This is a genomic window from Rhodococcus erythropolis NBRC 15567, assembly GCF_001552595.1.
In the GTDB taxonomy this organism is placed as follows: Bacteria; Actinomycetota; Actinomycetes; order Mycobacteriales; family Mycobacteriaceae; genus Rhodococcus_F; species Rhodococcus_F erythropolis.
The window spans coordinates 119,570-145,620 of record NZ_BCRM01000011.1 but is presented as its reverse complement, the minus strand read 5'-3'; the positions used below and the strand labels follow the sequence as shown (position 1 = coordinate 145,620).

Annotated in this window: 26 protein-coding genes; 8 read left to right on the top strand and 18 right to left on the bottom strand. The window is 63.0% G+C overall.

Going from position 1 to position 26,051, the window contains the following annotated elements:
* Positions 1–46: 46 nt before the first annotated feature.
* The 11 genes from RE4_RS16945 to RE4_RS16895 form a co-directional block, all read right to left on the bottom strand.
* On the bottom strand, positions 47–823 hold the full coding sequence (locus RE4_RS16945) for an enoyl-CoA hydratase (RefSeq protein WP_003941374.1): 777 nt from the start codon (positions 821–823) through the stop codon (positions 47–49).
* Positions 823–1,716 (bottom strand): 3-hydroxyisobutyrate dehydrogenase, encoded by an 894-nt coding sequence (gene mmsB / locus RE4_RS16940; RefSeq protein ID WP_003941308.1) that lies wholly within the window; start codon positions 1,714–1,716, stop codon positions 823–825. Before mmsB ends, RE4_RS16945 begins: the two co-directional genes overlap by 1 nt.
* Positions 1,717–1,739: 23 nt before the next feature.
* Positions 1,740–2,798, bottom strand: coding sequence for an enoyl-CoA hydratase/isomerase family protein (locus RE4_RS16935; protein WP_019749206.1), 1,059 nt, complete (start codon positions 2,796–2,798; stop codon positions 1,740–1,742).
* Positions 2,795–3,955 (bottom strand): isobutyryl-CoA dehydrogenase, encoded by a 1,161-nt coding sequence (locus RE4_RS16930; protein ID WP_060939007.1) that lies wholly within the window; start codon positions 3,953–3,955, stop codon positions 2,795–2,797. Before RE4_RS16930 ends, RE4_RS16935 begins: the two co-directional genes overlap by 4 nt.
* A 14-nt stretch (positions 3,956–3,969) precedes the next feature.
* Positions 3,970–5,487, bottom strand: a complete 1,518-nt coding sequence (locus RE4_RS16925) for a CoA-acylating methylmalonate-semialdehyde dehydrogenase (RefSeq protein WP_003941275.1) — start codon at positions 5,485–5,487, stop codon at positions 3,970–3,972.
* Between the two features lie 128 nt (positions 5,488–5,615).
* Entirely contained in the window at positions 5,616–6,338 is a 723-nt protein-coding gene (locus RE4_RS16920) for a copper homeostasis protein CutC (RefSeq protein ID WP_020970067.1), read from the bottom strand.
* 1 nt (position 6,339) lies between these two features.
* The gene (gene nagB / locus RE4_RS16915) at positions 6,340–7,119 is read right to left on the bottom strand and encodes a glucosamine-6-phosphate deaminase (protein WP_021334281.1); all 780 of its coding nucleotides are present in this window, start codon (positions 7,117–7,119) and stop codon (positions 6,340–6,342) included.
* On the bottom strand, positions 7,107–8,348 hold the full coding sequence (locus RE4_RS16910; RefSeq protein WP_060939006.1) for an N-acetylglucosamine-6-phosphate deacetylase: 1,242 nt from the start codon (positions 8,346–8,348) through the stop codon (positions 7,107–7,109). The genes nagB and RE4_RS16910 overlap by 13 nt, the downstream gene beginning before the upstream one ends.
* On the bottom strand, positions 8,345–10,018 hold the full coding sequence (ptsP, locus tag RE4_RS16905; protein WP_060939005.1) for a phosphoenolpyruvate--protein phosphotransferase: 1,674 nt from the start codon (positions 10,016–10,018) through the stop codon (positions 8,345–8,347). Before ptsP ends, RE4_RS16910 begins: the two co-directional genes overlap by 4 nt.
* Positions 10,018–10,287, bottom strand: coding sequence for an HPr family phosphocarrier protein (locus tag RE4_RS16900; RefSeq protein ID WP_019749212.1), 270 nt, complete (start codon positions 10,285–10,287; stop codon positions 10,018–10,020). The genes ptsP and RE4_RS16900 overlap by 1 nt, the downstream gene beginning before the upstream one ends.
* A 2-nt stretch (positions 10,288–10,289) precedes the next feature.
* Positions 10,290–11,633: a PTS transporter subunit EIIC gene (locus RE4_RS16895; RefSeq protein WP_060939004.1), complete on the bottom strand. Its 1,344-nt coding sequence runs from the start codon at positions 11,631–11,633 to the stop codon at positions 10,290–10,292.
* 327 nt (positions 11,634–11,960) lie between these two features.
* Here RE4_RS16895 and RE4_RS16890 point away from each other — a divergent pair, with 327 nt between their 5' ends.
* Together RE4_RS16890 and RE4_RS16885 are read left to right on the top strand one after the other, a co-directional pair.
* Positions 11,961–12,191 carry a PTS sugar transporter subunit IIB gene (locus RE4_RS16890; protein ID WP_003941324.1) on the top strand — a complete coding sequence of 77 codons (231 nt, stop codon included), beginning with the start codon at positions 11,961–11,963 and terminating at the stop codon, positions 12,189–12,191.
* The gene (locus tag RE4_RS16885; protein ID WP_019749215.1) at positions 12,188–12,646 is read left to right on the top strand and encodes a PTS sugar transporter subunit IIA; all 459 of its coding nucleotides are present in this window, start codon (positions 12,188–12,190) and stop codon (positions 12,644–12,646) included. The genes RE4_RS16890 and RE4_RS16885 overlap by 4 nt, the downstream gene beginning before the upstream one ends.
* Before the next feature lie 54 nt (positions 12,647–12,700).
* Here the strand turns inward: RE4_RS16885 and RE4_RS16880 are convergent, their stop codons facing one another.
* The 3 genes from RE4_RS16880 to RE4_RS16870 all read right to left on the bottom strand — a co-directional run bounded on the left by RE4_RS16880 (position 12,701) and on the right by RE4_RS16870 (position 17,186).
* The gene (locus RE4_RS16880; RefSeq protein ID WP_019749216.1) at positions 12,701–13,450 is read right to left on the bottom strand and encodes a GntR family transcriptional regulator; all 750 of its coding nucleotides are present in this window, start codon (positions 13,448–13,450) and stop codon (positions 12,701–12,703) included.
* A gap of 149 nt (positions 13,451–13,599) precedes the next feature.
* Positions 13,600–14,373 (bottom strand): SWIM zinc finger family protein, encoded by a 774-nt coding sequence (locus tag RE4_RS16875; protein WP_029255725.1) that lies wholly within the window; start codon positions 14,371–14,373, stop codon positions 13,600–13,602.
* Entirely contained in the window at positions 14,370–17,186 is a 2,817-nt protein-coding gene (locus RE4_RS16870; RefSeq protein ID WP_060939003.1) for a DEAD/DEAH box helicase, read from the bottom strand. The genes RE4_RS16875 and RE4_RS16870 overlap by 4 nt, the downstream gene beginning before the upstream one ends.
* 92 nt (positions 17,187–17,278) lie before the next feature.
* Here RE4_RS16870 and RE4_RS16865 point away from each other — a divergent pair, with 92 nt between their 5' ends.
* Together RE4_RS16865 and RE4_RS16860 are read left to right on the top strand one after the other, a co-directional pair.
* Complete coding sequence (locus RE4_RS16865; RefSeq protein ID WP_060939002.1) at positions 17,279–18,199, top strand: NADP-dependent oxidoreductase; 921 nt, start codon at positions 17,279–17,281, stop codon at positions 18,197–18,199.
* 80 nt (positions 18,200–18,279) lie between these two features.
* On the top strand, positions 18,280–18,981 hold the full coding sequence (locus RE4_RS16860) for an HNH endonuclease family protein (protein WP_060939001.1): 702 nt from the start codon (positions 18,280–18,282) through the stop codon (positions 18,979–18,981).
* Position 18,982: 1 nt separating this feature from the next.
* Here the strand turns inward: RE4_RS16860 and RE4_RS16855 are convergent, their stop codons facing one another.
* Positions 18,983–20,215 carry a metal-dependent hydrolase family protein gene (locus RE4_RS16855; RefSeq protein WP_060939000.1) on the bottom strand — a complete coding sequence of 411 codons (1,233 nt, stop codon included), beginning with the start codon at positions 20,213–20,215 and terminating at the stop codon, positions 18,983–18,985.
* Positions 20,216–20,373: 158 nt separating this feature from the next.
* Between RE4_RS16855 and RE4_RS16850 the strand changes: the two genes are divergently transcribed.
* On the top strand, positions 20,374–21,009 hold the full coding sequence (locus tag RE4_RS16850) for a TetR/AcrR family transcriptional regulator C-terminal domain-containing protein (protein WP_019749222.1): 636 nt from the start codon (positions 20,374–20,376) through the stop codon (positions 21,007–21,009).
* Here the strand turns inward: RE4_RS16850 and RE4_RS16845 are convergent.
* Positions 20,996–22,570 (bottom strand): molybdopterin-dependent oxidoreductase, encoded by a 1,575-nt coding sequence (locus RE4_RS16845; protein ID WP_060938999.1) that lies wholly within the window; start codon positions 22,568–22,570, stop codon positions 20,996–20,998. The two genes, RE4_RS16850 and RE4_RS16845, sit on opposite strands and share 14 nt — an antisense overlap.
* 127 nt (positions 22,571–22,697) lie before the next feature.
* On the opposite strand from RE4_RS16845, the gene RE4_RS16840 reads away from it, so the two are divergent.
* Both RE4_RS16840 and RE4_RS16835 read left to right on the top strand, forming a co-directional pair.
* The gene (locus RE4_RS16840) at positions 22,698–23,516 is read left to right on the top strand and encodes a shikimate 5-dehydrogenase (RefSeq protein ID WP_060938998.1); all 819 of its coding nucleotides are present in this window, start codon (positions 22,698–22,700) and stop codon (positions 23,514–23,516) included.
* A gap of 13 nt (positions 23,517–23,529) precedes the next feature.
* The gene (locus tag RE4_RS16835) at positions 23,530–23,991 is read left to right on the top strand and encodes a DUF6328 family protein (protein ID WP_003941357.1); all 462 of its coding nucleotides are present in this window, start codon (positions 23,530–23,532) and stop codon (positions 23,989–23,991) included.
* Between the two features lies 1 nt (position 23,992).
* Here RE4_RS16835 and RE4_RS16830 read toward each other — a convergent pair whose 3' ends face one another.
* Together RE4_RS16830 and RE4_RS16825 are read right to left on the bottom strand one after the other, a co-directional pair.
* The gene (locus RE4_RS16830) at positions 23,993–24,829 is read right to left on the bottom strand and encodes a sulfurtransferase (RefSeq protein WP_060938997.1); all 837 of its coding nucleotides are present in this window, start codon (positions 24,827–24,829) and stop codon (positions 23,993–23,995) included.
* Positions 24,830–24,851: 22 nt separating this feature from the next.
* The gene (locus RE4_RS16825; RefSeq protein ID WP_003941342.1) at positions 24,852–25,475 is read right to left on the bottom strand and encodes a LysE family translocator; all 624 of its coding nucleotides are present in this window, start codon (positions 25,473–25,475) and stop codon (positions 24,852–24,854) included.
* A gap of 102 nt (positions 25,476–25,577) precedes the next feature.
* Here RE4_RS16825 and RE4_RS16820 point away from each other — a divergent pair, with 102 nt between their 5' ends.
* The gene (locus RE4_RS16820; RefSeq protein WP_003941284.1) at positions 25,578–26,051 is read left to right on the top strand and encodes an Lrp/AsnC family transcriptional regulator; all 474 of its coding nucleotides are present in this window, start codon (positions 25,578–25,580) and stop codon (positions 26,049–26,051) included.

Sequence of the window (26,051 nt, the reverse complement as noted above, 5' to 3'; positions counted from 1 at the left end):
GTGTGAGGGCAGTTTCAGCTGTTCGAAAGTTCAGCGCTAACGAATTTCAGCGGTGCTTGAACTCGGCGGACCGCTTCTCCACGAACGCGGTCATGCCTTCCTTCTGATCCTCCGTCGCGAAGGTCGAGTGGAACACCCGACGCTCGAAGCGGACGCCCTCGGCGAGTGTGGTCTCGAAGGAACGGTTGACCGCTTCCTTGGCCATCATCGCGATGGGCAGCGACATCTCGGCGATGGTGGTTGCGGTCTTCAATGCGTCGTCGAGCAGATCGGCGGCCGGAACGATCCGGGCAACCAGGCCTGCGCGCTCGGCCTCTTCTGCGTCCATGTTGCGGCCGGTCAGGCACAGCTCCATGGCCTTGGCCTTACCCACGGCGCGCGTAAGGCGCTGTGAGCCACCGATACCCGGAATGACACCGAGCTTGATCTCGGGCTGGCCGAACTTCGCGGTATCCGAAGCGATGATGAAATCGCAGAGCATCGCCAGTTCGCAGCCACCACCGAGCGCGTACCCGGAGACGGCGGCGATCAGCGGCTTACGAGCGGCTGCGACGCGGTCCCACGGGGTGAAGAAATCTTCGACGTATGCGTCCATGTACGTCTTGGACTGCATTTCCTTGATGTCGGCGCCGGCGGCGAAGGCGCGCTCGGAACCGGTGATCAGGATGGCTCCGATGCCGTTGTCCGCTTCGAGGTCGGCAACCGCGGCGACGACCTCGTTCATCAGCTCGGAGTTCAGGGCGTTGAGAGCCTTCGGGCGGTTGAGCGTGATGACGCCGACGCGACCCTTACGCTCGAGGATGATGGTGTTGAAGTCGGTCACTACTGTCCTTCGGTCGAACGGTCACGGATGTCGTTGATGATGGCAGAGAAGTCCTGACCGCCACCGCCCGCGGCGTGGAAGCGACTGTAGAGTTCCGCGGCCTTGAGCCCGATCTCCGCATCGACGCCGTTGTTGCGCAGCGCATTTGCAGCCAGACCGAGGTCCTTGTCCATCAGCGCGACAGCAAAGCCGGGCTGGTAGTCGTTGTTGGCCGGGCTGGTGGGCACCGGTCCCGGTACCGGGCAGTTGGTGGTCAGTGCCCAGCACTGCCCCGAGGCGTTGGACGCCACGTCGAAGAGCGCCTGGTTGCTCAGGCCGAGCTTCTCGCCCAGCACGAATGCCTCGCTGATCGCGATCATCGAAATGCCGAGGATCATGTTGTTGCAGATCTTGGCAGCCTGGCCGACACCGGCGTCGCCGCAGTGAACGACCTTGCGGCCCATCACGTCCAGCAACGGTGACGCGGCCTGGAAGTCAGCCTCGGAACCGCCGACCATGAATGCCAGCGTGCCTGCGGTAGCCCCGACGACTCCACCGGAGACCGGTGCGTCGACGCTGCGGTGACCGGCCGCTTCGGCCTTGTCGTGTGCCTCGCGGGCGTCGGCGACGTCGATGGTGGAACAGTCGATGAACAGCGTGCCCGGTGTTGCCACCGGCAGCAGCTCTTCGTACAGACCCAGAACATGCTTACCGCTCGGCAGCATCGTGATCACGACGTCGGCACCGCGAACGGCGTCGACCGCCGAATCCGCTACCGATGCACCGTCTTTGACTGCCTGCTCCAGCGCCGCGGGTGCCAGATCGAAACCGACGACCTTGTGTCCGGCCTTGACGAGATTGGCCGCCATCGGGCCACCCATGTGACCGAGTCCGATAAATCCAATGGTGCTCATTAGTGATGCTCCTTCGGCGGTGATCAGTTGCCTTGCGGTTGAGGGGTGAGTCCGAGCTCGTTGTCGCCCAGCGGGGCGAAGTAGGCATCGACGGATTCAGCCGTGACATCTTCGAGGGTTGCCGGCAACCACTTCGGGTTTCGGTCCTTCTCGACTACCTGGGCGCGAATACCCTCGACCAGGTCGTGTGAGGCGAGCGCTGCCGTCGAGACCCGGAACTCCTCGTTGAGGACTTCTTCCAAGCTTGCTGCTTCCTTGGCATGTCGCAGGGATCGCAGGGTCACCGACAGTGCAATCGGGGACTTGCCGAGAATCTGCTCCGCTGCCTTCTCCGCCTCGGGGATTCCACTCGCTCGAAGACGCTCGACGATGGTGGAGACGTCGTCGGCAGAGTACGCGGCGTCGATCCAGCTCTGCTGGGCCAACAGTTCCGACACCGGAGCCGGCTCCGCGTACTGCGCCACGGCGTCGGCAACCGAAGACGACGCGAGTGCGGCGATGAACGTCTCGATGTTCTCCGACGGGATGAAGTGATCCGCGAAGCCTGCTGCGATGGCATCGCCGGCGCTCAGTCGCGCCGTGGTGAGCGCGATGTGCGTTCCGAGTTCACCGGGAGCACGCGAGAGCAGGTAAGTTCCGCCCACGTCAGGGATGAAACCGATTCCGGTCTCGGGCATTCCGATCATCGAGCGCTCGGTCACGATGCGAATGTCGCCGTGTGCGGACACTCCGACGCCGCCGCCCATGACGATCCCGTCCATGATTGCGACGTACGGCTTCGGGTAGTTCGCGATCTCGGAATTGAGGATGTACTCCTCACGCCAGAAATCGAGCGAACCGGTCTTGCCGTCCTTGGCGTCGTGGTAGATCGAGACGATGTCGCCGCCGGCGCACAGACCACGCTCGCCGGCGCCCGTGAGTACGACCGCCTTGACGTCGTCGTCGGACTTCCATTCCGCGAGTGCCTTGGCCATCGCCTTGACCATCGAGTGGTTGAGGGCGTTGATCGCCTTGGGCCGGTTGAGGGTGATGAGCCCCAGTCCGTCACGCTTTTCGATCAATACCTCGAGCTCGTCGCTCATGCTGCTCCTTGCTTTCCCTGACCTGATGCGACCACGCTTCGCGCGATGACCACCCTCATGATCTCGTTGCTGCCTTCGAGGATCTGATGAACCCGAAGATCGCGGACGATCTTCTCGATCCCGTACTCAGCAAGATAGCCGTACCCGCCGTGAAGCTGGAGAGCCTTGTTGGCTACGTCGAACCCGGTGTCGGTGGCAAAGCGCTTGGCCATCGCACACAACTCCACGACGTCGGACGCTCCGTCTTCGAGTGCGGCAGCGGCGCGCCACAGCAACGTCCTGGCCGCTTCGAGTTCGGTACGCATGTCGGCGAGCTGGAACTGCAGGGCCTGCGACTCGATCAGTGCCGAACCGAAAGCTTTGCGGTCCACCAGATATGCGACTGCCTTCTCCAGCGCTGCCTGGGCCCCACCGACCGAGCAGGCGGCGATGTTCAGCCGGCCGCCGTTGAGACCCTTCATAGCGATGCGGAAGCCGCTGCCCTCTTCACCGAGCATGTTGGCGGCAGGAACTCGCACGTCTTCGAAGATCACCTGACGGGTGGGCTGCGCGTTCCAGCCCATCTTGACCTCGTTGGCACCGAACGACAGTCCGGGCGAATCCTTGGGCACGATGAACGCCGAGATCCCCTTGGCACCGGCAGATCCGGTGCGTGCCATCACGACGTACACGTCGGAAGTGCCTGCGCCGGAGATGAACTGCTTGACGCCGTTGAGGATGTAGTCGTCGCCGTCACGAGCGGCCTTGGTGCTCAAGCCCGCAGCATCGGAGCCAGCGCCGGGTTCGGTGAGGCAGTAGCTGCCCAGTTGATCCATCGAGCAGAGTCCGGGGACCCACTTGTGGCGCTGTTCGTCGTTGCCGAACTGGTCGATCATCCACGTGACCATGTTGTGGATGGAGATGTACGCGGCGATCGACGGATCGCCCTTGGCCAGCTCTTCGAAGATCCGGGCAGCGTCGACGCGGCTCAGCTCACTGCCGCCCACGTCTTCACGAATGTAGATACCGCCCATTCCCAGGGACGCCGCCTTACGGAGGACGTCCACCGGGAAATGCTTGGTCTGATCCCACTCCACTGCGTTGGGCGCCAGATGCTCGGCCGCGAAGTCGCGGGCAGTGTCACGAATCGCCCGCTCGTCATCGGTCAGAGTAAACATGGAAGGTAGTCCGATCAGTTCATCGTGGGGATGACGAAGTGATTGGTCTCTTCCTTCTTGCCGGAAGGCCAACGCTGCGTCACCGTCTTGGTCTTGGTGTAGAAGCGGAAGGAGTCGGGACCGTGCTGGTTCAGGTCACCGAAGCCGGAGCGCTTCCAGCCACCGAAGGTGTGGTACGCGATCGGGACCGGGATCGGCACGTTGACGCCGACCATGCCGACGTTGACGCGAGCGGTGAAGTCACGCGCGGTGTCGCCGTCGCGGGTGAAGATGGAGACGCCGTTGCCGTACTCATGTTCGGTCGGAAGACGCAGTGCCTCTTCGTAATCGGCAGCGCGGACCACCTGAAGGACAGGTCCGAAGATCTCTTCCTTGTAGATGCGCATGTCCGAGGTGACGTTGTCGAACAGGGTTGCGCCGGCGAAGAATCCACCTTCGTGGCCTTCGAGGGTGAAGCCGCGGCCGTCGACGACTGCCGTTGCGCCTTCGTCGATGCCGATCTGCACGTAGTTGTTGACGCGGTCGAGGGCATCCTGGCAAACGAGCGGTCCGAAATCGACGCCTTCGTCGTCACTGCGACCGATCTTGAGCTTCGCGACGCGCTCCTTCAGCTTCGCGACAAGAGCGTCCGCGGTCTCCTCGCCGACGGGAACGGCAACCGAGATGGCCATGCAACGCTCACCGGCACTGCCGTAGCCTGCACCGATCAGGGCGTCGGCAACCTCGTCGAGGTCGGCGTCCGGCATGACGATGGCGTGGTTCTTGGCGCCACCGAAGCACTGTGCGCGCTTGCCGTGAGCTGCGGCCGTCTCGTAGATGTACTGAGCGATCGGCGTGGAGCCGACGAAGCCAACAGCCTTGATGCGATCGTCGGTGAGCAGGACGTCGACAACTTCCTTGTCACCGTTGACCACGTTGAACACACCCGCAGGCAGTCCGGCTTCGAGGAACAGCTCGGCCAGTCGCAGCGGGACAGAGGGGTCACGCTCGGAGGGCTTGAGGATGAAGGCGTTACCGGCGGCGAGGGCGGGGCCGGCCTTCCACAGCGGGATCATCGCGGGGAAGTTGAAGGGCGTGATACCTGCGACGACGCCGAGCGGCTGACGCATGGAGTACACGTCGATGCCGGTGCCGGCACTCTCGGTGAATTCACCCTTGAGCAGGTGCGGAGCGCCGACGGCGAACTCGATGACCTCGAGGCCACGCTGGATGTCACCCTTGGCGTCGGCGACGGTCTTGCCGTGCTCGGACGAGAGGAGGCGGGCCAGAGAATCCATCTCGGCCTGAGCGAGCTGCAGGAACTTCATCAGCACGCGGGCGCGCTTCTGCGGGTTGAATGCTGCCCACACCTGCTGCGCCTCTTCGGCATTGGCGATGATGGCTTCGGTCTCGGCCTTGCTCGCGAGGGGGACGCGGGCCTGCACCTTGCCGGTGTTGGGATCGAACACGTCCGCAAATCGATCAGATGTCCCGGGAACACGCTTGCCACCGACGAAGTGCGTCAACTCGTGAACCGTCGCATTTTCAACCATTGTGCTAACCCGTTCCTTGCTCGTATGGACCACCCAGGAGGCAGCAGTGAATATGTCTACCATCCTATAGTTGGATGTCCATGTATGTCTAGAGCCCAAGGGCCGTGCGCCTTTATTAACCGCGGGGGTTAATAAAGGCGCACAGCGCGGAGCGCGGCTGCCGCTTCCTGCGCGACTACTGCATCGGTGACGTCGTATCCGTCCGATCCCCCGCCCGGGCCACCGGACACCGCGACAACCTTGCGTGCCGAGAGATGCACCGCATCGACGCCGACGGCGGCGATTGCCGGGATGTCGTCGACGGTTATTCCGCCACCGGCCATGATCTGGATCCGGCCCGCGGCGTGTTCGACCATTCGACCGATCTCGTCGAGACCCTCGCTGCAGGTATCCGCACCCCCGGACGTCAGCACGCGGGTCACGCCCAGGTCGATCAGTTCGTCCAGCGCGGTCAGTCGGTCGGCCACCACGTCCATCGCACGATGTACCGTCACCTCGACCCTCGCACGGTCCACGCATCCGATGATGCGACGCAGCACGACGGTGTCGATCGTATTGTCTTCTGTCAGCGCGCCGACCACGATGCCGGAAGCTCCACCGGCCACGGCCGCACGTACGTCGTGCTCCATCACCCACACTTCGTCGGGTGAGAACACAAAACCTCCGGCGCGCGGACGGATCAGCGGGTGAACCGCGATCCCCACTTCCGACGCTGCCTCGATCACTCCAATGCTTGGCGTCAATCCCCCCGTCGGACCGAGCGCCGCACACAACTCGACTCGAGTCGCTCCTACCGAACGTGCGATCCTCGCCCCCCGCACGTCCTGCACCGCCAGCTCCAGAACCGTCATGTCAGAAGGACTGCCACGACGGCTTGTGCTCGAGCGCATACCGGTAGTAGTCGGCAAGTTTGAGCGAACTGGCCGCAGCTTCGTCGATCACGACGGTGACATGGCGATGCAATTGCATCACCGAAGCCGGGCAGAACGCAGACAACGGACCTTCGACGGCAGCGGCGATCGCATCGGCCTTACCTTCTCCGGTCGCGATCATCACCAGATGCCTTGCATCGCTGATGGTTCCGAGACCCTGGGTCAGCACGTGGTGTGGGACGTCGTCCACCCCGTCAAAAAAGCGTGCGTTGTCGATCCGGGTCTGCTCGGTCAGCGTCTTCACGCGAGTTCTCGAGGTTAACGACGATCCTGGTTCGTTGAAGCCGATGTGACCGTCGGTGCCGATGCCGAGCAACTGCACGTCCACTCCCCCGGCCGCCGCGATGCTCTGGTCGTATCGTGCGATCTCTTTCTCCGGGCACGGTGCTTCACCGTTGGGACTCGACACCATCGCCGGATCCAGATTGACGTGATCGACGAACTCCGACCGAATCACCGAGTAGTACGACTGCGGATGGCGTTTCGGCAATCCCAGGTACTCGTCGAGCAGAAACGCCCGAGCCAGCGAGAAGTCGAGTTCGGCATCGCGATGCCTCGCTGCCAGTTCACGATAGGTTCCGATCGGCGACGACCCCGTTGCAAGCCCAAGCGTCGTCGCCCCGGCTCTGACGTAGCCTTCGACGATGTCCGCGACGGTCGAGTCGACCTCCGCGGGTGTCGGCTGAATTACGATTTCCATGATTGTTCCTTTCCGGCGGCTTTTCCGCCGAGTAGTACACGCCCCAGGCGCAAGTGACGATCGGTGACAAGGATGTCGGCTCGGCAGCCCACGGCCAGCGATCCGATCAGGTCGCCAAGCCCCAGCAGACGCGCAGGGCTCCGAGTTGCCGCTGCGACAGCGTCTTCCAGCGCGACGCCGCCGTCGAATACAGTGCTGCGAAGCACGTCGAGCAATCTTGCAGTCCCTCCGGCGATGGCACCGGAACTGCCGTCGGTGGTCGCGAGTCTTGCTACTCCGTCGGCAACCGTGACGTCGAGCGCACCGAGTTGGTAGTCGCCGTCGTCCATTCCGGCCGCGGCCATCGAATCACTGACCAAGGCGATCTGGTCCGGTCCGACAGCGTCGAAGACCATCGACACGGTCTCGGGCGCAAGATGCACACCGTCTGCGATCAGTTCCACCACCATCTCGCCTCTCGCGGCAGCCGCCAGGCACGCCGCGACGGGACCCGGAGATCGATGGTGCAGGGGCGGCATCCCGTTGAAGAGGTGGGTTGCGCTGATCTGACCGGCCCAATCCCCGTGCACCGCAGCATCGATGCGCGTCGATGTCGTTGCCGCGTCCGCATCGGTGTGACCGAAACTCGGCACGATATTGCGATGACGCATGATCGCGAGCAACTCTTCGAAGTTCTCGGTCTCGGGCGCCAAGGTCATGGACCGCACGGTCCCCCGCGCAGCGTCACAGACGGCTTCGAGAAGGTCCGGATCGCCGGGCACGATCGCCGCCGGATCCTGGGCACCGCAGCGAACGCCGTTGATGAACGGCCCCTCGAGGTGGATACCCAGAAGTTCTCCGCGTTCGACCAGATCGGCGAGCATCGTTGCTTGTCGGACCAGATCTGCGCGCGGTGCAGAGACCAGGCTGGCCAGCATTCCGGTCGTGCCGTGCTCACCATGGTGCGCCGCAGCGCGGCTCGCACCATCGGCGTCGGTGTTCGGGAAACCAGCACCAGCTGCGCCGTGGCTGTGCACATCGATCAGGCCGGGCATGATCACCGTGTCGGTGCGTTCCGGAATGACGACGACCGGTGCGGACGCCACGTAGTCCGCAGCCGAGCCGACCCAGCTGATCTTCTCACCGTCCGCGACCACAACTCCGTCGTGAATCTTGCCAATCGGAGATCCGATCACCGTTCCCCGCAGTACGAGCGGATCGCCGACAGCAGCCGAGCCTGATGTACTCATGCTGACTCGCGAATCCGCGCGACAGCTGCTCTACCCTCGAGCGGGTTTCGCGCGCCCCGCGCCGCAGCGGCCATGTCCTTGCACACCGCCAGATCGAGAGAGGCCAGTTGCGCGCGAACTGCGCCCAATGCCGGGACCGACATCGACAGACTCGTCACGCCCAAACCGACCAGAACCGGAGCCAACAGCGGGTCCGACGCGGATTCTCCGCACACACCAACAGGTTTCCCGGCGTCGGCGCCCGCCTGACCGACCATCGCGATCAGATCGAGGACCGCCGGCTGCCACGGATCGAGCAGTTGCGCCAGGCCTCCGGCCATACGATCCACGGCGCAGGTGTACTGGCTCAGATCGTTGGTGCCGATACTGACAAAATCGAGGTGCTCGAGGATATCCTTCGCTCGCAACGCTGCAGCTGGAATCTCGATCATTGCTCCGACCTTGCCGATCCCCCGCGAACGCGCAAGCTCTGCAAAGTCTTTCGCCTCGTCGGCAGTGGCTACCATCGGCGCCATCACCCACAGATCGGCGCCCGTCGCGTTGCCTGCCGCCGCGAGGGCGTCGAGCTGACTGATGAGTGTGTCGGGATAGACCGTGCCGACACGGAGCCCGCGGATACCAAGGGCCGGATTCTCCTCGACCCCGAGATCGAGAAACGGCAACGGCTTGTCCGAACCAGAGTCGAGAGTGCGGACCACCACCTTCTGTCCGGCGAAGTGCCCGAGCACCGACGAATACGTCTGCGCTTGCTCCTCCACCGAAGGTGCGTCGTGGCGCCCGAGATACGAGAATTCGGTGCGGAACAGTCCGACGCCCTCACAATCCGCCGCCCCGGCCCGCGCGGCGTCCTCGAGGGTTCCGATGTTGGCCGACAACCTCACCGCGAACCCGTCACGCGTGCGTCCTGGACCATGTGCCGAAGCTGACTGCTCTGCCACGAACGATGCTTCGAGGACAGCGCGCTCGCGCATTTCTGCCGAGGGATCGATGGTGACCGTCCCGGTGGTGCCGTCGAGGATGAGGAGTTTTCCCTCAGCCAGCAGATCGGTTCCCGAGCAGTTGACCACGGCCGGGATTCCGAGCGACTTCGCCAAGATTGCGGTGTGGCTGGTCGGACCTCCTTCGGCAGTCAACAATCCGACCACGTCACTGTTGCCCAACGTCGCTGTATCCGCCGGAGCGAGGTCGCGCGCCACCAGGATGTACGGATGACCGGGAGCGGGGATTCCGGGCATCGGTTCGCCGCGAAGAACGGCCACGGCTCGCTGCCCGAGATCGCGCAAATCCGTTGCCCGCTCGGCCATGTACCCACCGAGCGCCGTGAGCTTTTCACAGAATGCGTCGAAGGCAACTGCGACGGCGTGTGCGGTCGGCAGCCCCGATTCCAGGTTCGCCTTGGCCGCCTTCACGATGCCCGCATCGCGCGCCATCGCAGCCGACGTCGTCAGGATCTCCGCCGATACGCCCTCGACTGTCTTTGCACGCGAGAGCAGTTCCTCCGCGACGGCGTCCAGTGCCTCACGGATCCTGATCAGCTCCGCCTCGGGACTGCCGGTGATCGGGTCCGACGCCGAAGTCGGCTCAGGCGTGGAGAATCGCAACCACGGCGCACAGACCGAACCCGCGCTCACTCCGATACCCGCGATGCGGTTGTCCACACTCGCCGTCATCAGGCTTCGTCCAGTTCGGAGGCGAGAAGCTCTGCGAGCGAACCGACCGCAGCATCGGCGCCGTCACCGTCAGCACGCAACGTCACCGAATCCCCAAATGCGGCTCCGAGAGTCATGACAGACAACATGCTGGAGGCGTCGACGGGTTCGCCGTCGCCCAGCGAGATGGTGACGTCGACCGGCAGGTCGGCCGCGGCGCGCGCGAAGAGCGCTGCGGGTCGTGCGTGGAGCCCGACTCGGGATCCGATTGTCGTGGTTGCGATCGCCATGATCAGCGTCCTCCCAGTTCCTTGTCGAGCTTGTTTTCCAGTTCGGCGACGAGCGGGGCGTCGGTGCGGCTGTCACCTTCGGCAGCCAGTGCCAGTTCGGCCTCGAGCAGCGCGGCGTCGGGCTCACCAGCGGCCACCGCGACCTCTTCTTCTCGTCCCGGCGTGCGCAGATTCCACTTCTTGATGACGAAGCTGAAAAGGAAGTAGTAGATCACGGCGTAGCCGAGTCCGATCGGGATCAACATCCATGCGTTGGTGGCCTTGCCGAAGTTCAACACGTAGTCGAAGAAGCCTGCGGAGAACGTGAATCCGTCGTGAATCCCCAGCGCATTGACCAAGGCCATCGACGTTCCGGTCAGGAGCGAGTGGATGACGTACAGCGGCCACGCGACGAACATGAAGGAGAATTCGAGCGGCTCGGTGATACCGGTGAGGAAAGCAGTCAGGCCGGTGGAGAGCATGATGCCGCCGACGAGCTTCTTCTGAGAAGGCTTGGCGTTGCGCCAGATTGCGAAGGCTGCAGCGGGGAGGGCGAACATCATGATCGGGAAGAAGCCGGTCATGAACGTGCCGGCAGATGGGTCGCCGGCGAAGAACCGGTTGAGGTCGCCGCGAACGATCTGTCCGCTCGCGTCCTGGTAGTCGCCGATCAGGAACCACACGGCGGAGTTCAAGATGTGATGCAAGCCGGTGGGGATCAGGAGGCGGTTCGCTGCGCCGTAAATGCCGCCGCCCACAACGGTATTGGAAGCAACTGCTTCACCGACCCAGTTCAATCCGGAGTTGAACAACGGGTACACGAATGCCATCAGGACACCGACGACGAGACCTGTGATCGCTGTCAGAATGGGAACGAGCCTGCGCCCGTTGAAGAATCCGAGATAATCGGGAAGCTTCGTTCGATAGAACCGCTGCCACAAGAGCGCCGACAGCAAGCCCATCACGATGCCGGCGAGCACACCGTAGTTGATCAGTGATTGATCCCCGTTCGGGTCGGTCTTCCCTTCGAGGACGATGGGCGACATCGCCTTGAACACTCCGTCGATCACCATGTAGCCGACGACGGCTGCCAAGGCAGTCGAGCCGTCGGCCTTCTTGGCCCAGCCGATCGCGATACCGACGGCGAAGATCAGCGGCAGCCACGTGAAGACTGCTTGTCCTGCCGCAGAGATCACTGCAGCAGCACTGTGCATCGAACTGAATCGCCCGAGCAGGTCGTCCTGGCCTAGGCGGAGCAAGATTCCCGCAGCCGGCAGAACGGCGATCGGAAGCATCAAGCTTCGGCCGAGGCGTTGAACCCCGGCGAACACTTTCGATTCCTTCTTCGGGGTGTCTTCGAGAGTCATCAAGGACCTTCTTCGTTCGCCGGGCCGCGTCGCGATCGGCCGCTGGTTCTGGAAATTCGGGTGTCGTGCACGTGCAGGTTTCGTGAAAATGCAGGTCACGGTTCATGCTCGGAAGTGAGGGCAAAACCGTTTTGTCGAAACTGTTGTGGAGCCGGACTTCCAACGGGTACTGTCCGGTCATAACCAGTTGTAGTTTTACCTGGTCGAGGCGAGTTGTCAACACCCAAATGTGACATACGTAACCGGGATAGCCTTGACCAGCAACTAGTCAGCCCACCTGTACGACCGTTCAACGATCACGACCAACCCGACAATCAGGAGCAGCAAATGTCGAAAGCGGAAGCAATCATCAAGGGCCTCGGCGGCGCAGAGAACATCGTCGAGATCGAGGCTTGCATCACCCGCCTGCGTACCGAGGTCAAGGACGGAGCGAAGGTGAACGAGTCCGCCCTCAAGGCTGCCGGCGCACACGGCGTACTCAAGGCCGGAACGGTTGTCCAGGTCATCGTCGGGCCCGAAGCCGACACCCTTGCCGAGGACATCGAGGACATCCTGTGACGGTCGTCCTCGCCCCGCTACCCGGCCGGGTCGTCGCACTCGCGGACGTCCCGGACCCGGTTTTCGCTCAGCAGATGGTCGGCTCGGGCGTCGCGATCGAACCCGCCCGCGGTCAAGGCCCGCTCACGGTCGTGGCGCCGATCAGCGGAAAGATCCTTAAACTTCACCCCCACGCGTTTGTGATCTTCGGCGAGAAGGCCACCGGCGTGCTGGTCCATATCGGCATCGACACGGTCAAGCTCGAAGGCGACGGATTCACGCTCATCGCCGCCGAGGGTGACACCGTCGATGCGGGTGATCCCATTGTCAGCTTCGATCCAGCGCACATCGACACGACCGGCTACTCGGCGATCTGCCCGGTTGTCGTGATGGATTCCAAACCGGACACCGTCGAATCCCCTTCCGTCGGTGGGGACGTCGCCACAGGCGACACCCTGTTCGACTGGTCGGCGTAACGCAAAGGGCGAGCACACCGGAAGGTGTGCTCGCCCTTTCGTTTCGAACGATGGCTATTGGTCTCCGCGCGTTTTGGGCCGCGCCTGGCCCTGCACTTCCATCTGCAACTGGTAGCGGTCGGATCGGTACCAACTGCGAGTGTGTTCGACCGGCGCGATCTCACTGAACGACACTCGATCGAAGTACAGAACCGGCGCGCCTTTACGAGTGCCGAGGAGAGTCGCGATCTCCGTACTGGCACCATCTGCACTGACAGTCTGCTCTGCCCGGTCGATCGGCTTGTCGTACTTGTCAGCGGTCGCCCGGTAGATCGAACCCGTCAAGTCCATGTCGAGTAGACCAGGCAACAGTTCCGGATTGAACCAGCCGTCGTCCACACTCACCGGCTCGCCGTCGGCGAGGCGCAAGCGCTTGACGTGATACCCCTCGGAACCCGGTCTCATATTCAGTGCGGCAGCAGTGCTTTCGGGGACCGGCCCCTGCTCACTGACCAGGACCACTGTGGTGGGGTGATGCCCCTGGGCCCTCATCTCCTCGGTGAACGACGCAAGGTGCAGCTTGGACTGGACAGCGCGGTGCGCGACAAAGGTGCCCTTGCCACGCACACGCACGAGGTGTCCGTCATTGACCAACTGGCCGATGGCCTCGCGAACAGTGATCCGACTGACGCCGTAGTCCTGCATCAGGTTTCGCTCGCTGGTCATCAAGTCGCCAGGCTGGAGTTCTTGGGTGCACTTGCGCAGGAGAATGGTGCGCAACTGCTCATGTTTGGGTATTGCGCTGTCGCGCAAATGAACGGGCATCACAGCGACTGTCCCTCCGAGAAATGAATAGTCGTCTATTCGCCGACGATAACGATCTGAAATCGCGGGCAGGTCCCGACCGGACCGGTCCAATTAACGATACTGGAATTCACGGTAGGAAACTAGCATCAGTCCGGAGTTGTCCGATTTCAACCGTCCAACCGTCGGTAGATGGACCGTATTTCGTCCAAGGCGACGTTCTGCTGAGCCATGTCCAATCCCAGTGCCGCCACCGCCTCACGCAGACGGCGGATATCCAGATCGTCTATCGCCGGTCGAAATTGCACCTTCGGTAGCGCGGGGAGGGCAGCAGCGATTCCGAACCAATTCTCGACGTCTACCGGAACAGTCGACTCGTCCTCCACTCCCCCGATCAACTGCTCCAGGTCGACCCCGCGAAGTCTCAGCAACCTCAGCGGATCGGTGTCGATCCGCTCGGCAGTCAAGAACGCCACGGCCGCAGCGTGTTTGCACGGCCAACCGTCATCGGGGCAGGTGCAGTCGAAACGGAAAGCCGACGGGCCGTCCGGTATCAGTTGGGCAGCAAGCATGTCCGGGACAGTGCCGGACACCAGCGCGGCAAGGCTTCCCGGCACTCGGCGGATCTTGGTGATGATGTCGTCGATATCCGATTGATCAAGAGTGTCGATCGACAGCGTGGAAACGAAAGGTTGAAGTTGGCTGCCCTGAACCTCGGCCGTCACCACTCCCGGTTCGATGTCGAGCGCCAAAACCTGACCCGAACGCGCATACGTTCGCCCGCGCGTGACACGAGGTTTGTCGCCGATCTCTTCGACGACGCGGACAAAAGCCTTGCCCCAGAACGTTCTCCCGAACGCTGGACGAGGCTTGACCGGCGCAGGTGCTCGCCGCCGGGGCCCGGTGTACTCGCTGAAATCGGGGCCTTTACCGCGCGGACTCATTCGCCCACCGCGTCGTCGCCGAGTCGCAACAACTCGTCCAATTGCTCGACGCTCATCTCCGTCACCCAGTTCTCACCGGTCCCGACTGCAAGTTCGGCGAGTTCACTTTTACTCGCGATCATCGTGTCGATTCGCTCTTCCAAAGTTCCGACACACACCATCTTGCGGACCTGCACGTTCTTTCTCTGACCGATGCGGAAGACACGGTCCGTCGCCTGGTTCTCTACCGCCGGGTTCCACCATCTGTCGAGGTGAACCACATGGTTGGCCGCTGTGAGATTCAGACCCGTGCCGCCGGCCTTGAGCGAGAGCACCATGATGGGCGGACCGTCTGCGCCTTGGAATGCCTCGACCATCGCGTCGCGTCCAGCCTTGGACACACCACCGTGGAGAAACGGAACCTCGGTGGTGAACCGGTCGGCCAGGTACGGCACCACTAATTCCCCGAACTCACGAAACTGTGTGAACAACAGAACCTTCTCGTCATCGGCCGTGACCGACTCGACGATATCTTCGACCAGGCCAAGTTTTCCCGAACGGTGTTGCCCGCGGCGCATCACCGGCGAACCGTCGCGCAGGAAATGCGCCGGATGATTGCACACCTGTTTGAGTTTGGTCAGCGCAGACAGGACGGCGCCTTTGCGCTTCATCCCTTCCGTTCCCTTGATCTGCGCCATCATCTCGTCCACCACGGCGCGGTACAACGCCGCCTGTTCCTCACTGAGATTCGCTCGAACAGTCATCTCCAACTTCTCCGGGAGATCCGCGATCACGGAGGGATCGGTCTTGACCCGTCGCAGCACAAAGGGTGACGTGACGGCTCGCAGTCTCGAGACGGCAAGTTGATCTTTTTCCCGCTCGATCGGTACGACAAACCGTTTGCGGAACATCTGCTCAGAGCCGAGTACCCCGCGATTGGCAAAATCGAGGATGGACCGCAACTCGTCCAGCCGGTTCTCCACCGGCGTTCCGGTCAGAGCAACGCGGTGGTCCGCAGGAATGCTGCGAGCAGCGCGGGCCTGAGATGTCTTGGCGTTCTTGATGTGTTGAGCTTCGTCAAGCACCACGCGCCGCCAGTCGAGATCCTTGAGCGCCGCGACGTCGCGGGTCATGAGCGCGTAGGTGGTGATCACCAGATCACTCTCACGAACTGCCTGTTCCAACTCCGCCCCGGTAGCGCGATCCGAACCGTGATGAACGTAGACGCGCAGGCTCGGCACAAATCGCGCCGCTTCACGCTGCCAGTTTCCCACGACCGACATCGGGCACACCAAAAGTGTTGCTGTCTCGGACTTCTCGTGCGCAAGTAACGCCAACAGTTGCAGCGTCTTACCCAGACCCATGTCGTCGGCCAGTACCGCGCCGAGCCCGAGGGCACTCATGTACGCCAACCAGTCGAGACCGCGTCGTTGATACGGACGCAAAGTCGCGTTGACCGTCGACGGTACCGCGACCTGCCGCGGAGCTACCGACTGGTCGAGCAGTGCCGAAGCCCATCCGGTTGCCTTCACTTCCTCGACCGGCAGGTCTTTGAGGTCGTCGGCGATCAAATCCTTGATCAGATCGACAATCGCTCGGTCCCCGCTCGAGTGCCGCTGACTGACAAAACGAGCCGCGCGGGCCAGGACGTCTTTGTCCGCCTGAACCCACTCGCCGCGCAACTGGACCAGATCGGACTTCGCATCGACCAGTCGGGTCATTTCCTCGGCGGTGAGCACCTTGTCTCCGAGCGCCAATTCCCAATCGTATTCGAGCAATTGGTCCATACCGACCGTACGATTCTCCGCAACGATCGGAGACGCCGCCGAGGTCACCCGCACACGCAGGGATGGAGACACCACGTTCCAGGCACGCGGAAGCAGCAGCGTGATCCCTCGCTCTCGCAGGACTGTCGCGCCGTGTCCGACCAGGTCCATCACGACAGGAGTGGGCAGCAACAGGTCGAGACTGTCCTCGTCGCGCGGCACGTCGCGAAAACGTGGGTAAGCCTTGATCGCCTCTTCGAGTTTGCGGCTACCGAGCTGGATACGTTTGGGATCTGCCCGGTGCAGTCGAACACGTTCGGGCGCTTCACCTTCGGGACGCAAACACACGTGCAGACGCCACAGCGCATCGTCGTCGGGATCGGAATTGTCGTCGAGTTCAGGCTCGATCAGCCGCAGAACCAGGTCCGGCTCTCCGGCGGTGAACGTCGACCCCCATTCGGCGAGTCCCTCGGCCGCTCGTACCGACACGTCGTCGAAAGCGTCCCCGGACAACACGGCCTGCCACAGCGGGGTCTGCACCACCGGATGCGAGTCACCGAGAACACGACGGACGATCGGGTCCGTGAGTTCGTTCGTGATGTCTTCGATCGTCGCCCTCGGCGAGCCGACTGACCGCTGCACCGGCGGCATGGCCACTACCAATTCGCCGATCCAGGCGCGCTGGCGTTCCCCCACCGACAACTGCCACCGCGGCCACCAACTACCCTCGGCTCGCGTCAGCGCCGGCACCACCCGGCCGGCGCGCACCCAACGGTCGATTCCTCGCACCACGTGCACGAGAAAGTGCAGGTCTCCCGCGATTCGCTGGTCGTCGGCCTTGAACCGCAGCAGGAGATCGACTGCGTCCGGCGGCGCCAACGCAACAGCTGCGTACTCACTATGCAAAGGCCCGCCAGGTACGGGCGGCATAGCGATATTCACACGATGACGGAACTTGCGATGCAGGACAGCACTGACCGGATCTCGCGGATCGTCGGTTCCGGCACCGTCGTGCCCGTCGACCCACAGTTTGAGCCCCGATCCCGGTGACCAGAGTCCATGCAGCATCCGACCATCCAATCAGGTGCCACCGACACCGCTCTTCGTCACCACCCTTCCGGACCGCCCTTCCGATCTGGCTGGGCAATAGGCTGGCAGTCATGACGACGGCATACGGCTTCACCGAGTACGGCGGACCCGACACACAGTCCTACTTCGACGTCACCCTGCCCCCACCGGGTGCCGGCCAACTGCTGGTGTCGGTCCGAGCGGCGGGCGTCAACCCAGCTGACTGGAAAGTTCGCGCGGGTACTCGAAAAGATACTGTCCCGGTCACGCTGCCTGCGGTTCTGGGCCGCGAAGTGTCCGGTGTTGTCATCGGAGTAGGTCCGCGGGTCACCGAGTTCGAGGTCGGCGACGAAGTGTTCGGCGCTACCGCTACCGGCTTCGGCGGCTACGCCGCGTCGACATTGCTCAACGTCTCCTCGGCAGCACACAAGCCGCCGACCGTGTCCTGGGCCGATGCCTCGGTGCTGACGGTTGCGGCGGGAACGGCTTACGACGCTCTCCACGGTCTGGATCTGAAACCCGGGGCAACACTCCTGCTCCTCGGCGCCGGCGGCGGCGTTGGTCGAAGCACGACCGCGCTTGCGGTGTCTCGCGGCATCGACGTCATCGGCGTCGCGAGTGAGTCCAAGCGAACCTCGATCGAGGGCGCGGGAGCACGGTGGGTTGCGTCGGGAGACGCCTTCGCAGGCGAAGTGTCCGCGTTGTACCCAGACGGAGTGGACGCGGTTTTCGACCTGGTCGGCGGGGACACTCTCACTCGCGGCGCTGAGCTCGCCCGATCGGACGCGCCGATCCTGAGCATCGCCGATCCTCTGGCGGCGAGCCGACTCGGCGGCGGTGGTGTCGAACGCCGAAGAACTACAGCAGTATTCACGGAGGTCGCGGCGCTCGTGGCCGACGGGACCCTCGACCCGTCCGTGTCCGGCCGTTACCCATTCTCCCGCGCTGGGGAAGCGCTCGCTGCAGTCGAAGACGGCCATTCAGCCGGCAAAGTGGTGATCGAGTTCGGCTGATTTCTGTCGGCCCCCGATGGTTCAATCACGGTCTACGACGGGCGGCGTTGAATCACCGTCTACGACGGACGGGGGCACAGGTGGTTGCACGGTTATCTGCGATCCTGTCGACGCTCGTGCTCGTATGTCTCGTCGCGTCCTGCGGATGGTTCGGGGACGAGCGTCTCGAGTCGGCCCCGGGCAGCCCGACACGATCGGAGCTCGAATCGCTGCTGTCCCGGACCGCGATTGTCGACAACCGACCACATCCGGGTGGATACGAGCGCGGCTGCGGTAACGGCGAGGCTTGCGTCTTCGGCCCCGCTTGGTCCGACGACCAGGACGCACCTGGTGGCCACGACGGGTGCGATACCCGCAACAACGTTCTGGCCCATGATCTCTCGGACGTGGTGTTCAAACCGGGAACACGTGACTGCGTCGTACTGTCGGGCGCGATGACCGACCCGTACTCCGGTGATCGCATCGAATTCGAACGCAGCCAGGCCAAGTCCGTCCAGATCGACCACGTCTTCCCACTCGCCGCAGCCTGGGACTTCGGCGCGAACTCCTGGACGCCCGCGCTTCGGATGAGGTTCGCGAACGACACGTCACTGAACCTGTTGGCCGTCAACGGCCCCGACAACCAGTCGAAAGGCGACAGCACGCCCAGCAAGTGGTTGCCGCCCAATCCTGCATACCGATGCTTTTACGCCGGCAAGTACTTGACCGTCGCGATTTCCTACGGCCTACCGGTCAGCCGGGCGGATCACTCGGCGTTGACAGAACTCGCCACTCGCTGTTGAGCTACCGGCCGTCCTTCACCACTCGACCGCTCTGAATGACGAGTGCGATGCGCTCACGATCGGCGAAGATGGACGGATCCGTCAACGGATTGCCGCGGAACGCAACGAGGTCGGCGAACTTGCCGACTTCGATGGTGCCGACCTCGTCGGCGATACCGAGAATGTCGGCGTTGATCCGGGTAGCGGAAACCAATGCGTCCATCGGGGTTTCGACCTTGGCGCGCAGGACTAGCTCCATTCCCCGGCCCGTTTGATCGGTACCGATGAGGTCCGATCCCAGTCCCACTCTGACGCCGGCATTTCGAGCAGCAAGAAGCCCGTCGATCTGACCCTGCATCATCTGGCCGATCCGCGCCGAAATCGATTCGGGTAGACCTGCTGACGCCGCACTGTCCGAGAGCGCCTGCACCACAGCCAACGTCGGCACCAACGCGACGTCGTGCTCGGCCATCAACTTGGCAGTCTCGTCGTCGATACCTGAGCCGTGCTCGACGCATTTCGCGCCGGCAGTGACAGCGTTTCGGATTCCCTCGTTGTTGTGGGCATGCACCGTGACATAGGTACCGCGCGCATTGGCTTCCTCGACGGCAACTTCGATCTCGTCGACCGTGAACTGGGTATCGGTGAGCTTGTCATGAGTCGATACCACTCCCCCGGTAACACACAGTTTGAGGAAGTCCGCACCCCTGCGGAACGTCTCGCGAACATTCTTTCGCATTTCGTGCGGACCGTCGGAAAGCAGAGACATACAACGCAATCCGGGGATGTCACGATCGGACCAGTCCGAAGTCGGCTCCCACTCGGCCGCCAGGTGTCCGTGTCCACCGGTCTGGCACTGGATCGGGCCGCACTGAATGATCCGCGGACCCGGAATCTTGCCCGAGGCGACAACTCCGGCGAGTCCACCGTCGATTCCGCCGCAGTCACGAACAGTGGTGAATCCCCCGTCGAGGGTCGATGCGCAGGTCGCGAACATGTCTGCAGCGAGCTCGGCTACCGAGATCTGACGCCGCAGGCTCGGTGCGAGATCGCTCGATCCACCGAGATGAACGTGTGCGTCGATGAGGCCGGGAGTGATTGTCAGCCCGGTGCAGTCCAGCACCTCCGCCCCCGCGGGCGGCGTGCCACCGAGTGCACTGATGCGGCCATCTTCCACGGCAACAGCGCAGTTCTCGATCGGGTCGGCGCCCGTGCCGTCGATGATCGTTGCACCGGTCAGCCATACGACAGACATATTGAATGTTCCTCCGACGTGTACCGATCGCCGGAAGATTCCGCCGACATACCGAATAGGGTTCGGTTAGTATGATGCATACCGGCTCCCGAAATCAAGGAGTTGTCATCAATCGATCAAGTCCGAGATTGCCGACGAATCCCTCACCAGGAGAATCGATGCCGCGTCCCACTCAGCCGATACTGTCCACGCGAAACATCACCGACGCGGCTCTGGATGCTGTCGACGCAACCGGCGACTTCACCATGCCCGGGATCGCCAAGCAACTGAACGTGACTCCGTCTTCGCTCTACACACATATTTCGGGTCGATCCGAGATCGTCGAACTCATGCGCATCCGCGTGATGTCGTCGATCTCTGTCCCCCACCCACCCGCAGGATGGAGCGAACGGATCAGCGCGTGGGGGTGGGCATATCGCCGAGCTGCCGTCGAACATTGGCGCCTCATCCCGCTACTCATGACACGCAGCGTCCGCACCGAGGTGACTTTTGATATCGATACTGCACTGGTTCAAGCATTTTCGGACGGGGGTTTCGATTCGACCGATACGCGTCACGCAATTTCCACGCTGGACAGTCTGGTTCTCGGATCCGTCGTGAAACTCTCGACGCCGGATGTCGCGTGGACTCAATCCTCCAACCCGAGCGAGGTCACGCGTGAGGCCGCGAACCCACTGCGAACCGACGACACCTTCGACTTCGGCCTGCGAACGCTGATCGCTGGATGGATGGCCCAGTGCGTCGTCCGCCTATATACCGAATCCCATTCGGATCTACCTGTCACTTCACGGTGAACGACCTCGTATGCCATCCAGTGGCTCCACCGGGAATCGGCGGAGTGCGCTCTTCCACCTGAACGTTCCCGTCCAAATCCGTCGCTCTGACCTGCACGGTGTGCAAACCTGAGCCTGCATCCCACATCCACGACCATTGACGCCAGGTGTCGATCGAGTACTCCTGCGCCAGTGTCGCCGGTTGCCATTCGCCGTTGTCGACGCGAACCTCGACCTTCTCGATCCCGCGATGCTGCGCCCAGGCCGTTCCCGCCACCAGCACCTGGCCCGGCTCGATCGGCGCCAAAGCTGCCGGCACCTCGATACGCGACGACGTCTTGATCGGTGCCTGCGCACCCCAACCGCGCTGGGTCCAATAGGCCTCGACCTTGTCGAAACGCGTGAGTTCCCACTCCGTCACCCACTTGGTGGCGGAGACGAAACCGTACAAGCCGGGAACTACCTGCCGAACGGGATAACCGTGCTCGAACGGCAACGGCTCACCGTTCATCGCCACGGCGAGAATCGCGTCACGGCCGTCGGTGACTATCTCGACCGGGGTGCCGACTGTGAAGCCGTCGATGCTGGTCGACAGGAGCATATCGGCGTCGGGATGGACACCGACTTCGTCGAGCAGGTCCTTCATGGGATAACCGATCCACTTCGCGTTCCCGGCCAGAACGCCGCCCACCTCGTTGGAAACACACGTCAGCGTGATGACTCGCTCGATGGGCGTTCTCGCCACCAGATCGTCGAACGACAACGTCATCTCGCGGTCCACCATTCCGTGAATCCGCAGTTCCCACGAATCCGTCGTCAATTGCGGAACGAGGAGTGCAGTGTCGATTCGATAGAAGTCGTCGTTGGGCGTGATGTACGTCGACGCACCCGCAATCGCGATGTCCGCACCCGCCGGAATCGGCGGCGCCGGGTCAGCGGCGGTGGGCACGACAAAATCTTCACGATTCGCTACTGCTCCGGCGATTCTCTGCCCCACGAACTTCCCGGCGGCACCCGCTGCCGCAGCCACTGCCAACGCCGCACCTGCCAGCAGAAGGAACTGACGACGAGGCAACCACGAGTCGGCGACGCCAGGCGAGAGCGGCACCTCCAACTGTGTGATCAGCAGCCGCAGTGTTGCAACGCCCGCCACCACACCGACCAGTGTCGGGAACACGTACATCGCATCGGCAGTCGGGCGCTGCATCGCCGCATACACACCAACCGCGCCCAGAAGAACAAGGATGACACTGCCGATCGGGCGGCGTCGCCGTTCCAACAGCCCGGCCACCGCACCGAGCAGAACGATCAATATCGACATTCCGATGAACAGCGCCGGCTTGTCGTTGGTGCCGAAGGTGTCGATCGCGAACTCGCGAGCCCACGCCGGGGTTCGGTCGACGGTCGTTGCCCCAACGGCGTAGAAGGGCGACGCGTCCGGGTTGATCGGCAGCGCAACCAGTTCACCGACGCCCAGGACGACAGCCGCGGCCAACACTCCGGAGATCGCGTGAGCAGCCCATCTACGACGCGGTGGACGAGATTCGGTGCTCGGGTGCTCGTCGATGTTCTGTGTGACCATGTCGTCTCGGCTCTGTCGGTGCGAGTGGTGCTTCGATCGGATACCCGACATTCGGCGCTGCGGGACATCCGGATGGGTGCACTCGTCTATCAAGAACTACGCCGAACTCGCGATTAGAGTGGGGACAATGACCGTCGACCTCAACAAGGACACGCTCCTGTGCATGTCGCTCTCCGGGCGACCGAGCAACATCGGCACGAGGTTTCACAATTACCTCTACGAGGAATTGGGCCTGAACTTCGTCTACAAAGCCTTCACCACCGAAGACGTGCCAGCAGCGATCGGCGGCATCCGAGCACTCGGGATTCGAGGCTGCGGGGTGTCGATGCCGTTCAAGGAACAGGTCATCGAGCACATCGACGTCATGCACGATTCGGCCAGCGCCATCGACTCCGTGAACACGATCGTCAACGAGTCCGGAGTGCTGCACGCCTACAACACCGACTATCAGGCGGTGGCCGATCTGCTGCGTGACAACGACGTCGACACGAGCCTGTCCGTCGCTGTCGCCGGCAGCGGTGGCATGGCAAAAGCAGTCGTCGCTGCGGTGCGCGACACCGGATTCACCGACGTCACCGTGATCGCCCGCAACCAGCAAGTGGGGTCGTCGCTCGCGAAGCAGTACGGCTTCGACTGGCAGGCCGAACTCGGTGAGCTTCGTCCCGGTGTGCTGATCAACGCCACTCCGATCGGTATGTCCGGCGGCGCAGAAGCAGATGCACTGTCGTTCCCCGAACAAGCAGTGCGCGACGCCGATGTCGTCTTCGACGTCGTCGCGATGCCTGCGAACACGCCACTGATCGCGTTGGCGACCGAACTCGGCAAGACGGCGATCACGGGAGCGTCGGTCATTGCCCTTCAGGCCGCCGAGCAGTTCGTGCTCTACACCGGCGTGCGTCCGAGCGCGGAGCAGATCCAGCGAGCGTCGGAATACTCACGGGCATAGGAACCACGTCGCCGTGAACGAGACCGGGGAGACTCCACCTCAACAACTCGCGCGGAACTTCAACGAGTTGTTGCAAGAACTGCGCGTCGCGCTCTCTGGTGTTCAGATCCTGTTTGCCTTCCTGCTGGCCGTGGCATTCACCGAACGCTACGAGGAAGCGTCGGCGTACATCCGCGGCATCCACTTGGTGACGGTGATCCTTGTTGCCATCTCGTTCGGGTTCCTGATGGCACCCGCAGTCTGGCATCGCATGCTCTTCCGCCGTGGGCACCGCGAGAACATATTGCCCGTCGCCAACCGATTCGCCCTGTGCGGCATAGCCTTTCTCGCCGCCTCCATGACCGGCACGGTCCTGTTGATCGCCGAGGTCGCCGTCGGCGGAGTTGCCGCAAAGGTTTTGGCAGCGTGCGCCGCGATCATGTTCACGGCACTGTGGTTTCTCGTGCCGTCATTCATCGATCGCACCAAGAGCTGACTCAGGCTCCGGTGTCGACGGCGCGAGTGCTGTCGTTCGACCACTGTGACCACGAGCCTGGGAACAGCGTCGCGTCGTAACCGGCGATCGCGAGTGCCGCAATCTCATGCGCTGCAGTTACTCCGGATCCGCAGTACACCGCGACACTGTCTCCGGCGCCCAGTCCGGCGAACCGCTCACGCAAGCGGGTCGCGTCCAGGAACCGACCGTCGCCGGTGATGTTCTCCGCGGTCGGCGCGCTCACCGCACCGGGGATGTGCCCTGCGACGGGATCCATCGGCTCGACCTCGCCGCGGTACCGCTCCCCCGCTCGGGCGTCGAGAAGCACACCGCCCGCACGCGTCCAGTCGCCGACGCCGTCGATGTCGACCGTCGGCATGTTGCCGCCGGTGAAAGTCACGCTGCCCGGAGTGACCGACTCACCGATACCGGCCGCCAACGGCAGTCCCGCGGACTCCCAGGCCTGTAGCCCGCCGTCGAGCAGTCGGACATCCGAGAGCCCGGCCCACCGCAGCAGCCACCAACCACGGGCAGCGGCCGTGTTGCCGGTGGCGTCGTAAAGCACCACCGAATCACCGTCGTCGATTCCCCAACGACGCGCAGCGTCCTGCAGGTCTTCGAGACTCGGCTGCGGATGCCTTCCCGTGCCCGGCGACGACGGCGAGGCAAGTTCCTCGTCGAGGTTCACGAATACCGCGCCGGGAATATGGCCGTCGCGAAAATGCTGCTCGCCGTTCGAATCACCCAGCGCCCATCGGACATCGAGCAATCGCGGCGCAGCGCCGGCCTCGATGAGAGCGGACAGTTCTTCGACGTCGATCAGCACGGGAAGTGTCATGAACCCATCCTGACACGACCACTCATGCAACCCCGAAGAAGGCGCCGAGACCCACCAACAACACTCCCGTCACCACGTCGATTCGCTTGCCGACGCCAGGACGACGCAGCTTCTTGCCGGCTCCGGCCGCCAACACCACCACGATCGCCCACCACAGTGCCGCGGCGACCACCGTCGCGCCCGCCAACATCAACGTGCGCAGCCCTGCGCCTTCACCCGGCTCGATGAATTGCGGGAGTAGCCCGAGAAAGAACAACAGCGCCTTCGGGTTCAGCAGGTTCGAGAGGAAGCCGTAGCGAAATGCCGTGGTGACCGCGATCGGTTCTTTCGCTGCCGGAATTCCCTCGTCCGAGGCTCGGGCTTTGAAAGCACTTCGAATCGCGGAGATGCCGAGCCAGGTCAGATATGCCGCCCCGGCGTATGTGAGCGCAGAGAGCAACTGTGGCCGTGTCGCCACAAGTGCGGAGAGACCCAGTGACGCGGCAGCGGTGTGAACGAAGAGCCCGGAAATCACACCGGCGGCCACCACCGCGCCGGTCCGACGATCTGCCAGAGAATGACGCAGGATCAGGACAAAATCCGGTCCCGGCGTGAACAGGACGATGGATAGCAGGGAGCCGAAAGCGAGCCATTGACCGACACTCATCCGAAATACCTCACACCCGAGCTGATTCGAGACACATGTTCATGCCAGGAGTGTGCAACTGGATCCGGGAAGTTCAAAACGACTCCGGATATAGTTCGGCAGATGACGAAGAATGAGCCTCTGGATCCGGTGGACTGGAAGATTTTGGCCGAATTGCAGAACGACGCGTCGATCACCAACAAGGTGTTGGCCGATCGAGTCGGCTTGGCGACGTCCTCGTGCCACGAGCGCGTACGACGCCTACGTGCCAACGGAACGATCAGCGGTATCCACGCGGTTGTCGATCCGGCAGCCGTTGGCCGGTCGATGCAGGCGATCATCGCCGTTCAATTGCGACCACACCGCCGCGACCTCGTCGACCGGTTCACCGCCGACGCGCTAGCGCTGCCGGAAACGCTTGCGCTCTTCAACGTCTCGGGGCCCGAGGATTTCTTCCTCCACGTCGCGGTCCGTGACAGTGCGCATCTACAGCGAGTATTGATCGACCACCTCGCCGCACATCCCGAAGTCTGGCATGCCCAAACGCACCTCATCTACGGCAAAGCGGTCACCTCACCCATCCGACCGGACAGGTAA